This is a genomic window from Gemmatimonas sp., from assembly GCF_046594945.1.
GTDB lineage: Bacteria > Gemmatimonadota > Gemmatimonadetes > Gemmatimonadales > Gemmatimonadaceae > Gemmatimonas.
The window spans coordinates 14,802-28,340 of record NZ_JBKJRB010000042.1 but is presented as its reverse complement, the minus strand read 5'-3'; the positions used below and the strand labels follow the sequence as shown (position 1 = coordinate 28,340).

General features: G+C 65.4%; 8 protein-coding genes and 1 riboswitch. All 8 genes read left to right on the top strand.

All coding sequences use genetic code 11. The features are described 5' to 3' along the window. Positions 1 to 43 precede the first annotated feature (43 nt). The 8 genes from ACLL97_RS05120 (at position 44) to ACLL97_RS05085 (ending at position 13,230) form a co-directional block, all read left to right on the top strand. Positions 44 to 2,701 (top strand): protein kinase domain-containing protein, encoded by a 2,658-nt coding sequence (locus tag ACLL97_RS05120; RefSeq protein ID WP_411279403.1) that lies wholly within the window; start codon positions 44 to 46, stop codon positions 2,699 to 2,701. Positions 2,702 to 2,747: 46 nt separating this feature from the next. Further along, positions 2,748 to 5,753 (top strand): serine/threonine-protein kinase, encoded by a 3,006-nt coding sequence (locus ACLL97_RS05115; RefSeq protein ID WP_411279402.1) that lies wholly within the window; start codon positions 2,748 to 2,750, stop codon positions 5,751 to 5,753. A gap of 178 nt (positions 5,754 to 5,931) precedes the next feature. Further along, a complete protein-coding gene (gene purE / locus ACLL97_RS05110) occupies positions 5,932 to 6,450 on the top strand; it encodes a 5-(carboxyamino)imidazole ribonucleotide mutase (RefSeq protein WP_411279425.1) in 519 nt (172 codons plus the stop codon). Further along, entirely contained in the window at positions 6,447 to 7,634 is a 1,188-nt protein-coding gene (purK, locus tag ACLL97_RS05105) for a 5-(carboxyamino)imidazole ribonucleotide synthase (RefSeq protein WP_411279401.1), read from the top strand. Before purE ends, purK begins: the two co-directional genes overlap by 4 nt. An 8-nt stretch (positions 7,635 to 7,642) precedes the next feature. Next, positions 7,643 to 8,020 carry a hypothetical protein gene (locus ACLL97_RS05100; protein WP_411279400.1) on the top strand — a complete coding sequence of 126 codons (378 nt, stop codon included), beginning with the start codon at positions 7,643 to 7,645 and terminating at the stop codon, positions 8,018 to 8,020. A gap of 46 nt (positions 8,021 to 8,066) precedes the next feature. Further along, on the top strand, positions 8,067 to 9,308 hold the full coding sequence (locus tag ACLL97_RS05095) for an acetate/propionate family kinase (RefSeq protein WP_411279399.1): 1,242 nt from the start codon (positions 8,067 to 8,069) through the stop codon (positions 9,306 to 9,308). Positions 9,309 to 9,563: 255 nt separating this feature from the next. Beyond that, positions 9,564 to 9,638, top strand: a riboswitch (SAM riboswitch). A gap of 65 nt (positions 9,639 to 9,703) precedes the next feature. Continuing rightward, positions 9,704 to 11,083 (top strand): O-acetylhomoserine aminocarboxypropyltransferase/cysteine synthase family protein, encoded by a 1,380-nt coding sequence (locus tag ACLL97_RS05090; protein WP_411279398.1) that lies wholly within the window; start codon positions 9,704 to 9,706, stop codon positions 11,081 to 11,083. Beyond that, positions 11,080 to 13,230 (top strand): homoserine dehydrogenase, encoded by a 2,151-nt coding sequence (locus ACLL97_RS05085; RefSeq protein ID WP_411279397.1) that lies wholly within the window; start codon positions 11,080 to 11,082, stop codon positions 13,228 to 13,230. Before ACLL97_RS05090 ends, ACLL97_RS05085 begins: the two co-directional genes overlap by 4 nt. The last annotated feature ends 309 nt before the right edge of the window (positions 13,231 to 13,539 follow it).

Genomic DNA, 13,539 nt, shown 5'->3' with positions numbered 1-13,539 from the left:
CGTTTGTATGGAGTGATCGCCGCGCAGGCCGTAGCTTTGATGCATGAACGAACCCCTCGGGTCACTCCGCACCGCGCTCGCCGACCGCTATCGCATGGAACGTGAGCTCGGCGCCGGCGGTATGGCCACGGTGCATCTGGCGCACGATCTCAAACATGGTCGCGACGTGGCCATCAAGGTCCTGCACCCGGATCTTGGCGCGGCGCTCGGCGGCGAGCGCTTCCTGAGTGAGATCCGGACCACGGCGCGGTTGCAGCATCCGCACATTCTCCCGTTGCTCGACAGTGGCGAAGCGGGCGGACAACTGTACTACGTGATGCCGCTGGTCACTGGGGAAACCTTGCGCGCGCGGCTGGAGCGAGAAAAGCAGTTACCGGTCGATGATGCGCTGCTGATCGCGCGGGAGGTGGCCGATGCGCTGGCGTACGCGCACGGGTTGGGAATCATCCACCGCGACATCAAGCCCGAAAACATCCTGCTGCAGAACGGGCACGCGGTGGTCGCCGATTTCGGTATCGCGCTCGCCGTGCAAAGCGCCGGCGGACAGCGTATGACACAGACCGGACTCTCGCTCGGCACCCCGCAGTACATGAGTCCAGAGCAGGCCATGGGAGAGCGCACCATAGACGCGCGCAGCGACATCTATGCGCTAGGTGCGGTGACGTACGAGATGCTCGTCGGTGAGCCGCCGTTCACCGGACCGAGTGTTCAGGCGATCGTAGCCCGCGTGATGAACGAGGAACCGCGCGGACTGACCAAGCAGCGGAAGGCCATTGCGCCGCACGTAGAAAACGCGGTGCTGCGGGCGCTGGAAAAGTTGCCGGCCGATCGCTTCGGTACGGCAACCGAATTTGCCGCGGCGTTGGCTGAGAGCTCCACCGGCGCCACGCGCAGTAGCCGTGCCATGCCCGTGTCGCGGCGTACTCCTCGTGGGAGCCTGATCGCGAGCGGTATTGCCGCAGCCGCCATGGTCGCCGCGCTCTGGGGCTGGTTCCGCAAGATACCAACGGCAAGCGTGGTGCGTTACGCCATCACACTCGACTCCGTGCCGGCCGCGCGCGACTGGGCTGGCGAGGTGGCTATCTCGCCGGATGGCTCGTTGATCGTGCACAGCGGCGGCGAAGGCAGTACGCTCCTCGGACGTCGGCGCAATGCGTTGCAGTTCTCGCCGATACCCGGCACGGAGGGAGCGGCTGGGCCATTCTTTTCGCCCGACGGTGCGAGCATCGGGTATTTCTCAGCAGGACGGCTGCAGGCCACCCCCACGGCCGGCGGTCCGCCCATCGTACTCGACGACTCCGTGACCAGTCCTGAAGCGATGTCATGGGGCAGTGATGGCTACATCTATCGGTTCATCAGGCATACCGGACTGTTTGCGTTGGCCCGAATGGAAGCGCGACCCGACGCTCCGCTCGAGCGCGTCACGACGGTGGATACCGCCGCCGGCGAGACCTCGCATCTCTTGCCTGAGTTGTTGCCGGACAAGAAGTCGTTGCTCTTTCAGGTTGCGTTCCGCGACGGCCGGCGTGCCATCGCGGTCGCGGATGTGAAGACCGGACGCCATCGCATCCTGATGCCCGGCGTGCGGGTCCGGTACGTGTCCAACGGCCATCTCCTGTACACAACGCCGGACGGCAAACTCTGGGTCGTCCCCTTCAACGTGAGCGCCCTCACCCTCTCGGGCACCGCGAGTCCGGTTGCCGACCGAATTCCCTCCACCATGGTGGGGCCGGTGGATTTTGCGGTTTCCAACGACGGCACACTCGTGTACGCCGTTGGTGATGCCAGTACCCAACGCGAACTGGTCTGGGTGTCGCGTACCGGCGTTCGCACACCCTTCGATTCCACTTGGCGAGGCGAATTTGCCAGTCCAGCACTGTCGCCGGATGGAAGGCGACTCGCCGTGGCCATTCGCCGTGGCACCGACGCGGATATCTGGGTGAAGGGAGCTACCTCAGGCGCTCCAATCCGCCTCTCGCAGCAGAACAAAAGCAACGATGCGCCCGCCTGGACCCCCGACGGCCGCTTCATAACGTACATCTCCGGGTCGTCAGGAACGGCCGCCGTGGGGGATGTATGGCGCCAGCCCGCTGACGGCAGTGCCTTGGGCACGCTGCTCTTGCACGCCGATCGTCCGATCTCCGAACAGTTCTGGTCTCACGCGGACAATTGGCTGGTGGTGCGCACCACCACCCCGTCTCTAGGCTCTGGGGATATTCTCGCCGCGCAACCACTCAGGGGCGGTGCAACACAACCGGTCATCGCGACGCCAAACCTGGAGTACTCGCCCACTCTCTCACCGGATGGTCGATGGATGGCGTACGTATCGAATATGTCGGGCCGGCTGGAGGTATACGTGGTCCCCTTTCCGAATCCGCAGCAGGCGCGCTGGCCCATTTCGAGTGCCGGTGGTAGCGCGCCGCGCTGGTCGCCTCGCGGTGACGAACTGTTTTATCTCGATTTGCAGTCGCGCATGGTTGCGGTTCAGGTGACCACGGCGCCCAGCTTCGCCTTGCAGGGGACTCGCACGCTCTTCAACGCCTCAGATTTCGTGCAGATCTCCGTGTCGCGTCGCAATTATGATGTCACGCCAGACGGCCAGCGGTTTCTGATGGTACAGCGCGCCAACGGCGCCACGAACGGTCACGTTGTCGTGGTGGAGAACTGGCTCACCGAGTTGACCGCAAGGAAGGCGCCGTGAATTCCCCGCGGACTGCACCGATTTCGGACTTTCCAACCACGGTAGCATGACCGACGCGCTTCGCGACACACTCCAGCAATCCCTCGGCACCGCCTATCGCATCGACCGCGAGCTCGGTGGCGGTGGCATGTCACGGGTGTTCGTCGCGCATGACATGGCCCTCGATCGTGACGTGGTCGTGAAGGTGCTCTCGGATGAGCACACCGGTGGCCTCAGCAGTGACCGCTTCCGTCGCGAAATCCAGGTCATTGCCCGCTTGCAGCATCCGCACATCGTATCGATTCTCTCGGCCGGTGGTGCGGACGGCGCGCTGTACTACGTGATGCCATACGTGCGCGGCGAGACGTTGCGCGCCCGCTTGTCGCGCGAAGGGTCGTTGACGGTGCCGGATACGGTGAAGCTGCTGCGGGAACTGCTCGATGCCCTCGCGTTTGCGCACGATCACGGGGTGGTGCATCGCGATATCAAGCCGGAGAACGTGCTGCTCGAGGCCGGCCATGTGGTCGTCGCAGATTTCGGCATCGCGAAAGCGCTGCGGGAGTCGGGAAACATGACCTCGGTGGGCATTGCCATTGGGACGCCGGCGTATATGGCGCCGGAACAGGCAACCGCCGACCCGACGGTTGATCACCGCGCGGATCTCTACGCTGTGGGCGTGTTGGCGTACGAGCTGCTGGTCGGCACACCACCGTTCGTCGGCAGCACGCAGCAAGTGATCACCGCGCACATCACGAAGCCCGCGCCATCGGTGCAGCTGCGGCGCGACGATGTCCCCGACGCGTTGGCGCAGCTCATCGCCCGGGCACTGACCAAGGAGCCCTCGGCGAGACCACAGAGCGCGCGCGAGATGTTGACCGCGCTCGACACCGTCCTCACGCCGTCGGGTACCCGCACGGCGGCAGCAACAGCTGTGGCCGGCGCCGGACTCGCGACGGGGCGACGACGCTGGCCGTTGGTAGCGGCGCTCGCCGGCGTTGTCATCGTGGCGGGCGCGGTGTTCGCGCTGCGAGGACGATCCGCGGCGCCGCGTGTCGCGGCCGGGGCGGAGCTGATTGCCGTAACGCCACTTGGCGCAGTCTCGGACACGTCGCTCACACGACTGGGGCAGGACCTGGTGGTGACGCTCAGCGCCAACATCGACGGCGTGGGCTCTGTGCGCTCCATCGACGCCGCCACGCTGCTCATGAAGTCGCGCCACAGCGCGTCGCCGATGCCACTGGCCGACGCGCAGTCGCTGGCCCGCGAACTCGGCGCGGGCAGCGTGATGACGGGGACGCTGATCCGCGAGAACAATCAGGTGCGCGCGTCGGTCGTGCTGTATCGCGTTGGCACCGACTCCGTGTTGGCCAAGGCGTCGGTGCTCGCACCGTCCAACAACATTGCAGCGCTGACCGACTCGCTCACATGGGCGGTATTACGCCAAGTGTGGCGCCGCGGCACGCCACCATCACCGGTGCTCGCCGGGCTCACCACGGCGTCATTCGATGCACTCCGCGCCTTCCTCGATGGCGAACGGAAGTTCCAACGGCTCAATGTCGATGGGGCGCTACTGGAGTATCGTCGCGCCTTCGAGCTGGATTCGAATTTTGTGCAGGCGTACCTGCGATTCGACTACGTCAATGAGTGGAACCTCCGTGGCGCGGATGCGCTGGTACATCAGCGCCTGCTGGCGCTCAAGTCGCGATTGCCTGAGCGCGAGCGACTGTGGGTGGAAACACGCGAACACCGCCTGCCCGTCCCGCAGGCTGTGGCCGAGTGGAAGGCCCTCGCGCAACAGTATTCGGACTATCCACCGTTCCTGATGGAGGCGGCCGATCCGATTATCCACTTCGGTCCGGTGTACGGCATCCCGATAAGCGAGGCGCGTCCGCTGCTGGACCGGCTCGATCAGTTGGTGCCCGATCACGCCGACACCAAGATGCATCAGGCCGTCGAACGGTTGAGTGGTGGAACGCCACTGCAGGCCGCCGACGCCATGGCCAAGGCGGGGGCCATGAGCACCGGCGCCTGGGGAGAGTTGCTCAGCCTATCGGCCGACATGATGCGTGCTCGAGAGATCGGGTCGCCGATGCCCACGGCTGATCGCGCGGTGGACTTGGCGCGCCTGTCCTCGAAGGAAGCGGCAAGTGAACCGGCGTGGCTTCTGATCACCGGCTATTCCACGTTCAAGCCCGTCGCACCAGAACGGCAGCTCGAGATGCTGTCGCGCGCGCGTGAGGCCGGATTTCTATCCGGAGATATCGAGAAGGCCACCAACGTTGCCGAAAGCGACTTTCGAATTGCTCGCGGTGACTGGGCAGGCGCGCTCACCGCGGCGCGTCGGATGGAAGCGTCGACGCTGCCCGCCGCCCTGCGGCTCTCGGCAGCGCGCGTGGCGACGCTCGGCGCCTGGCTGGAGGCTATCGAGCCGGCGGTGGCGGACACCGTGGTGCGAAGGGCAATGGCAGGGGGATTGGCCGGCACGGACACGCGAAGTCGCGTGGAGTTGCGCTTTCTCGACGGTCTCGTGGGAACGATATTCGGCGATGAGCCGCGCGTACGCAGCGCGATCCGCCTGTTGTTCGCGGACAGTGCCCTTTTGAGTCAGCATACTGGGCGAACACTCTCGGGACTCTGGCTGGCGCGCATTGCCCCGGACGTTGCGGCAGACAGCCTGCGCGCTGTGACCGAAGATGTCATGCAGCGTGGCGCGTACATCATGGCGGCCGAGGCAGTCGGCCGGTTCGTCATAACGCGGGCGCTCAGGAAGCGTGGTGACGCCGCCGCGGTGGAGCGTTACCTGATGTGGACGGACGGTGGCATGAACACGCCGGCAGAGTGGACTACCTTGCGCACCGTGCTGCCGATCGTGCAGTTCGAGCGTGGCTCCGCGTTCGATGCCGCAGGTAATCGCGAGGCCGCCATTATACAATACCGGCGGTTCGTGGAGCTCTACGATCAGCCACCGCCGGCGCACCGCGCCATGGTAGAGGAGGCAAAGGAGCGGCTGGCGGTGTTGGAGAAGTCCGATGCGCCACGAACACAGGCCGTGCCTAAGCGGCGAACTCGTTAACGGCGAGCTCGCTTAGAGGCCGCCGGGTTGGAAGCGGTCACGCGCTCGCGTAACTTTGGGCGTCCGAGTGGCCCTGGAACCAACGAGTGGGGCTGCCGATCCCTTTTACGGAGTGCACGTGACCGCTGCTGCCGACAGCACGATCGCTGCCGCGACCACGCCACTGATCGGTGTGGTCATGGGTAGCGCGAGCGATTTCGACACGCTCGCCCCGGCCTGCGAGATTCTCGCCGAGCTCGGGATCCCCTACGAAGCGCGCGTGGTGTCGGCGCATCGCACCCCCGACTGGTTGTTCGAGTACGCCGAAACGGCGTTTCCGCGCGGGCTGCGGGCCATCATCGCCGGTGCCGGTGGTGCGGCCCACCTGCCTGGCATGCTGGCTGCCAAGACACTCGTCCCCGTGCTCGGCGTACCTGTGGTCGCCACGCCGCTCAACGGCATGGACGCGCTGCTCAGCATCGTACAGATGCCCGCCGGCGTGCCGGTTGCCACCTTCGCCATCGGCAAGCCGGGCGCCGCGAATGCCGCCCTGTTCGCGGCCCAGCTGCTCGCCGCCAGCGACACATCGTTGCGCGAGAAGCTGGCCGCCCGTCGCACGACCAAGGCCAGCGAAGCACTCTCCCGACCGCTGGCCGCACCGAACGCCATTGTTCCGAATACGATTGCGCCGACTGACTTCATTCCGTCTGCCACGTGACGCCGATTCTTCCGGGAGCCACCATCGGATTTCTCGGTGGGGGACAGTTGGGGCGCATGACCGCCTTCGCGGCGCGGTCCATGGGCTACGACATTCAGGTGCTCGATCCCGATGCCACCTGCGCGTCGCGCGCGGTGGCGTCGCGCACGATAACCGCGCCGTTCGACGACATCGCCGCCGCGGTTGAACTCGCGAAAGGATGCGACGTGGTCACGCTGGAAATCGAGCAGATCCACCCGGACGTGCTCGATGCGGTCGCGGCGCACACCGAGCTCCGGCCGGGACGTGCGCCGGTGTACATCATTCAGGACCGCATCCGGCAGAAACAGTGGCTTTTGGCGCAGGGGTTTCCGCTCGGGGCGTTCGTAGCGGCCACGTCTGCCGCCAGCGTAGAAGCGGCGGTCCGCGCTCACGGTGCGTGCATCGCGAAGTCCACCCACGGGGGCTACGACGGACGCGGTCAGGTGCGTTTGCGCGAGCCGGAGCAAGCGGCCGATGCGTGGGACGCGCTCGGCAGCCGCACTTGTCTCGTCGAAAAGCTGGTGTCGATCGACTACGAGATCTCGGTGCTGGTGGCGCGTCGTCCCGGTGGCGAGATGGCCGTGTATCCACCGTCGCGCAATCATCACACGAGCGGCATTCTCACCTGGGCCGTGATCCCCGCCATGATCAGCGACGCCATGACCGCGAAGGCACAGGCCCTCGCGGCATCGATCGCCGAGCGTATCGGCATCGTGGGACTGCTGGCTGTCGAATGCTTCGTGACCACCGATGGCGAGCTGCTGGTAAACGAACTCGCGCCGCGTCCGCACAACACGTATCACCACAGTGAACGCGGACTTGTCACCAGCCAGTTCGAGCAGTTGGTGCGCGCCGTGTGCGATCTGCCGCTGGGTAGCACCGACGTGCACGCGCCGTCGGCGATCGTGAATCTGCTTGGTGAGGTCTGGCTGCAACACGATCCCCCGCACACGACCCATGCACTCGAAGTGCCGGGAACGCGCTTGCATTTGTACGGCAAGGCCGGTGCGCGTGGCGGCCGCAAGATGGGACACCTCTCAGCCGTGGGCGAGAGTGCGCAGCAGGCGCTCGGGCGGGTGCTCGAGAGCTACCGGCGTCTCTCGCCGGAAACGATCGCGAGCTTCGATGTGCACGAGCCCGTACTCGCTCGTTCCACTAACTGACCACACGAATGTTTCCACGCGACTTCTACGAAATTCTACACATCATCGGCATCGCCATGTTGTTCCTGACCATCGGCGGCGTCGCCACGCATGCCGCCAACGGCGGCAACAAAGCGACCAGTACCACGCGCCCGGTGATCGGTTCCATTCATGGCCTCGGTTCGCTGCTGATCCTCGTGGGCGGATTTGGCATGCTGGCACGACTCGGCTTCATGCATGGCGGCAACTTCCCTGGCTGGCTGTGGGTCAAGATCATCGTATGGGTGATCCTCAGTGCCATCGTGCTCATGCCATATCGTCGCCCAGGGCTCGCCAAACCGTTCCTGCTCCTGCTGCCGTTGCTCGCTGGCGTCGCTGTATACATGGCACTCTACAAGCCATTCTGATTCGCCCCGACGTCGTGTTTCCTTCGTTGACCAGGCGCGTGCATCCGTGAACATTCTCGTGCTCAACGTGGGTTCGGCGACGCTCAAGTTTCAGGTCGTGGTAACCGACGCCGAACGCATTGCCGAGGACCGCGACGAGCGGCTCATCCGTGGACAGATCGAGCGGATTGGTGGAGAATCCATCATCACTCTCCGCGGCTCCGATGGCGTGTCACGCACGCGCACGGCACCGCTGCGCGATCTGCGAGCGGCGGTGGACTGGCTGGTGGAGTTCGTGACCTCGCCCGAGAGCGGCACCGGTCTCAACTCACGCGGCGAGTTGCATGCGGTAGGACATCGCGTGGTGCATGGCGGCGAGCAGTTCCGAAGCAGCATGGCGATCGACGACATCGTGCTCCGCGGCATCGAAGACAACGTCGAACTCGCGCCGTTGCACAATCCGCACAACCTGCGGGGGATCGAAGCGGCGCGGGCGGCGCTCGGCACCGGCGTGCCGCAGGTGGCGGTGTTCGACACCGCGTTCCATCACACGCTGCCGGAGCACGCGTATCTGTACGCGATTCCGTATCCGTTGTACCGCCGACACAAAGTGCGTCGCTACGGCTTTCATGGTACGTCGCATCGCTCTATCGCGTACCGTTGGCGCATGCTGACCGGTCTCGACCGCGCCGACGTGCGCATCGTGACGCTGCATCTCGGCAACGGCTGCTCGGCATGCGCGATCAAGGGCGGTGAGTCAATCGACACCAGCATGGGCTTCACGCCGCTCGAAGGACTCGTGATGGGTACGCGGTCAGGCGACATCGACGCCGCGCTGCTGGACTATATCGGGGCAAAGGAAGGTTTGACGTTGCCCCAAGTCGAGGCACTCTTGAACAACCAGTCGGGACTGCTCGGCATTTCCGGACTCACGAACGACATGCGCGATCTGCTGGCGGAGGCGGATGAACATCAGGATCGTCGCGCCAAACTAGCCATCGACATCTTCTGCTACCGTACGCGCAAATACGTAGGTTCCTATCTCGCCGCACTCGGTGGCGCCGACGCGATCGTCTTCGCCGGCGGTATCGGCGAAAATTCAGCCGAGATTCGCCGGCGGATTTGCGAGGATCTGCAGTGGGCTGGCCTGTCCGTGGACTCGAGCGTCAACGCGTCGCTCGTCGGCGGCAAAGAAGGCCGCTTCTCAACCGACAGCTCGACGCTGGCCGCCTGGGTGGTGCCCACGGATGAGGAGCTGCTGATTGCCCGCGATACGTTCCGCGTGATCGCTGGAGTGGAGCCGACTTGAGCGCTTCCCATCCACGTGGGGTTGCAGATTTCGTCGAACCAGACGATACTCACGTGTGCGCGGCGGTTTCCCCGATTTGACGGGCCGCGCACTCAGTGCCGGTGGCACTGACTATCCGTCTAAGTCGAGGTCCTAACGGCCTGCGACGAGAAATCGGCGCGGGCTGTTAGTCGTTTCACGTCAGTCATTCGTGGCTGATGGTCTGCCTATATCGAACAGAAAAACTGAAGGTGAAGTGCCATCGGCGTCCGCCGGTGACTCTTCCGTGGTGATTTGCCGCCGATTGCCGCCACGTAAAATAATGAGCTAAACTGCGATAGCGCCCGGCGGCCATCTATCCGCCCGGGCGCGTTCGTGTTGTTGGGCGGCACTCACCCTTCTTGGAGAGTGCCACGATGTCAGATTTTGCCACTGCTGCAGCTCGTCCCCTCGCCGTCGACACCCTCGCCCTGCACGTGGGGCAGGAGAAGCCGGACGGTGCCACCGGCGCTCGCGCCGTACCGATCTACCAGACGAGCTCCTTCGTGTTCGACAGTCCCGAGCACGCCGCCGATCTGTTCGGCCTGCGCGCCTTCGGCAACATCTACACTCGCATCAACAACCCGACCACCGACGTGTTCGAGCAGCGCATTGCCGCGCTCGAGGGGGGCGTTGCGGCGGTGGCCGTGGCCAGCGGACAGGCTGCACTCACGCTCGCGCTGTTGAACTTGGCCGAGGCCGGCGACAACATCGTGGCGTCGCGGTCGCTATACGGCGGCACCGTGAGTCTGCTCTCGCACACCCTGCCCCGTCTCGGTATCCGCACGCGCTTCGTGGATATCCACGATCACAAGGCTGTTGCCGCCGCTATCGATGAAAACACGAAGGCCGTGTACGTGGAGACCGTCGGAAACCCGGCGCTCGACGTGCCGGACCTCACCGCCCTGGCCACGTTGGTGCACGCCTTCAACGTGCCCCTGGTGGTGGACAACACCTTCGCGCCTATCATCACGCGCCCGATCGACCACGGGGCCGATATCGTGCTGCACAGCGCGACCAAGTGGATCGGCGGCCACGGCACGTCAATCGGTGGTGTGATCATCGACAGCGGACGCTTCGACTGGGGAGCCACCGCGCGCTTCCAGAAGTTCTTCAACGACCCGGAGCCCGCGTATCACGGTCTCCGGTTCTCGGACGCGTTCGGCAACGTGAACGGCGTGAATATCGCGTTCGCGGTACGCTTGCGTGTGCTGCTGCTCCGCGACATCGGCGCCGCACTGTCGCCGTTCAACGCGTTTCTGTTCCTGCAGGGACTCGAAACGTTGCCGTTGCGGATCCGTCAGCACAGCGCCAATGCGCTCAAGGTCGCGCAGTTCCTGCAGTCGCACCCGTCGGTGTCGTGGGTGCGCTACCCCGGCCTCGCCTCGCATCCGACACACCGCCAGGCCGTCGCGCATCTCAAGGGCGGTTTCGGCGGTGTGCTCACCTTTGGTGTGCACGGCGGCGAAGCGGCGGCACGACGCTTCATCGTGGAAGCGAAACTCTTCTCATTGCTCGCCAACGTGGGTGACGCCAAGAGCTTGGTGATTCATCCGTGGACAACCACCCATGAGCAACTCGGCGAGACCGAACGGCGCGCGGCCGGCGTCACGCCCGACCTCGTGCGCCTGTCCATCGGCCTCGAAGATGCCGACGATTTGATTGCCGATCTCGATCGTGCGCTGGCCGCCGCGGTCGCTACCGACTCCGGTCGTACCCCCGCCGCCGGCACGCCGCAAAGCGAACACGCAGCATGAGCACCCTGCCCTCGAGTCTTCGGGTCGGACGTGCATCGGTGCGCGTTCCGCGGTCGTCCATTCCCGCCCGCGCCGCGAACGGTGTCGCCAACAGCGGCTCCACCGCAACGTGGCCGGTTCGCGACGAAACGATCACCTTCCACGACGTCGTGCTGGAGCGCGGCGACCGTCTCGAGCGCGTCGATGTGCGCTACCGACTCGAGGGCACGCTCAACGCGGCGCGCGACAACGTGGTGCTCGTTGTTCATGCGCTCACGGGCACGACGCACGCCAGCGAGTGGTGGCATGGCGTCGTCGGCGCCAATGCGGCGATCGACCCCACGCGGCATGCCGTCCTCTGCGCCAACCTGCTCGGCGGTTGCGACGGCACGACGGGACCGAGCGACGACACCCCCGACGCGCTCCCGCCATTCAGCACCCGCGATCAGGCGGCGCTGCTGGCGAGACTGCTCGATGCGCTTGGCGTTGGCGCGCCATTACTGGTGTGTGGCGGATCGCTGGGCGGCATGGTGACGCTCGAGTTCGCGGCGAGCTTCCCCGCGCGCGTGCGGTCGGCGGTGGTGCTGGCAGCTCCCGCCGCGCAAACCGCCCAGGGTATCGCCTGGAATGCGATCATGCGGCGCGCAATCGCGCTCGGCGGCGTGCGCGAAGGACTGGCGTTGGCGCGCATGGTCGGCATGCTCAGCTACCGCACGCCCGAAAGCCTCGAGCGTCGCTTCGGACGGGCGCGCAGCGAGCATGACACATTTCAGATACGCGACTGGCTCGATGTGCACGGAGACAAGCTGGTTGCGCGCTTCGATGCCACGAGCTACGGCGCGCTCATCGATGCGATGGACGAGCATGATGTCGGACGCGATCGCGGCGGACTGTCAGCCGCGCTCGCGGTCGTCGGAGACCGACTGATCGGCGTCGGCATTCCCGGTGACTTGCTGTATCCCGCCGAAAGTGTGCGCGAATGGACAACGGCGGCGAAAGCTACGTTTGTGGAGCTACCGTCGGTGCATGGCCACGATGCTTTCTTGTTGGAAATAGACCGCGTGTCGGCGGTGATCGAACAGGCGATCAACGAGTCGGAGTTGCGCGCCGCGTCGGTGGCGCCGATCGCCGTCATTACCGCGAAGCCGGGCGTGAGGTCGGTCGCACCGCGCGTGCGGCCACTGCGCATCGCACTCGCCGGTTGCGGACACGTGGGCGGCAGTCTGCTCGAACTATTCGGTGAGCGCGAACTGCAGTGTGGAGCACAGGGAATTGGCGAACAGCAGCCTGGCGATGCGCAACCGATTCGCGTGGACCGCGTGTTGGTGCGTGACGCCGCGCGTGCGCGCCCCGCTCTCGCGCAGGCGATCGCGCGTGGCATCGCGGCACCTGACGCTTGTATCACCGACCCGACGCTGCTGCTGAGTGATGACATCGACGTGCTGGTGGAAGCGATCGGGGGCACGACCACGGCGCGCACCCTGGTGGAAACGGCGCTGCGACGTGGTATCCGCGTGGTGACCGCGAATAAGGCCTTACTTGGTGAGCGCGGCTCGGCGCTGGCGGCACTCGCGCGAATCACCGACACGCGGCTCGATTTTGAAGGTGCGGTGTGCGGTGCAATCCCGATCGTCCGCTGCATACGCAGCGGCGCGGCGGGCGTTGGCATCACGAAGGTGAGCGGTATTCTGAACGGCACGAGTAACTACGTGCTCGAGAAGGTGGCCGAAGGCGCCTCGCTGGCTGAGGCCGTCGCCACCGCACAGCGGCTGGGCTACGCGGAGGCGGATCCTACGCGCGATCTCTCTGGGCAGGACGCCGAAGACAAGCTGCGCATTCTGGCGTGGATGTGTTTCGGCGTGGATCCGGCCACGCTCAAGGTGACGCGCCGAGGGATCGATGCGGAGACGGCGGCGTGGGCCACCCGTGTGGCCATCGAAGGCGATCGTGTCAAACTCATCGCCAGTTGCACGAAAGAACGCGATGAGTTCGTGGCGCGTATTCTCCCCACGCGCGTCACGAGCGACGACCCGTGGGCCCGGGTCTCGGGTCCCCTCAATCGCATCGTGGTGGAGAGTGAAACCGCGGGGTCGCTCGTATTTCAGGGACCGGGTGCAGGCGGACGTGCCACGGCAGGCGCGGTGCTGGCGGATATCGTGGCGCGCTAGGCAGACTCTGAACCAGTCGTGCATTTTCCTGCTCCCCGGAATATTGGCGCGACTGAGTCGCCCTTGGGCGCCCGAGCCCGGAGTACGTGATACGTGAGCACGGATCGGCCGGCCTCGAGCCTTCTCTCACCACCGCTCACGGATCGGCCGCCCATCTCACGTTGCTCCCGCACTTGCTTCACGGCCTAGCGACGGCGCTCCACCGCTCATGGCGTACCCAAGGGCGACGACGCGGAACAGTGGAAGACGATGTCCAACCATCCGTCGGCGAATCGGGCACCGTACAACCAGGTGGGCCCCGGAAGCAAT

Coding starts and splice junctions, on each gene's coding strand:
- purE (WP_411279425.1), top strand. CDS start 5,932: ATGGGTAGCGCGAGCGATTTCGACACGCTCGCCCCGGCCTGCGAGATT.
- ACLL97_RS05090 (WP_411279398.1), top strand. CDS start 9,704: ATGTCAGATTTTGCCACTGCTGCAGCTCGTCCCCTCGCCGTCGACACC.
- ACLL97_RS05120 (WP_411279403.1), top strand. CDS start 44: ATGAACGAACCCCTCGGGTCACTCCGCACCGCGCTCGCCGACCGCTAT.
- ACLL97_RS05115 (WP_411279402.1), top strand. CDS start 2,748: ATGACCGACGCGCTTCGCGACACACTCCAGCAATCCCTCGGCACCGCC.
- ACLL97_RS05100 (WP_411279400.1), top strand. CDS start 7,643: ATGTTTCCACGCGACTTCTACGAAATTCTACACATCATCGGCATCGCC.
- ACLL97_RS05085 (WP_411279397.1), top strand. CDS start 11,080: ATGAGCACCCTGCCCTCGAGTCTTCGGGTCGGACGTGCATCGGTGCGC.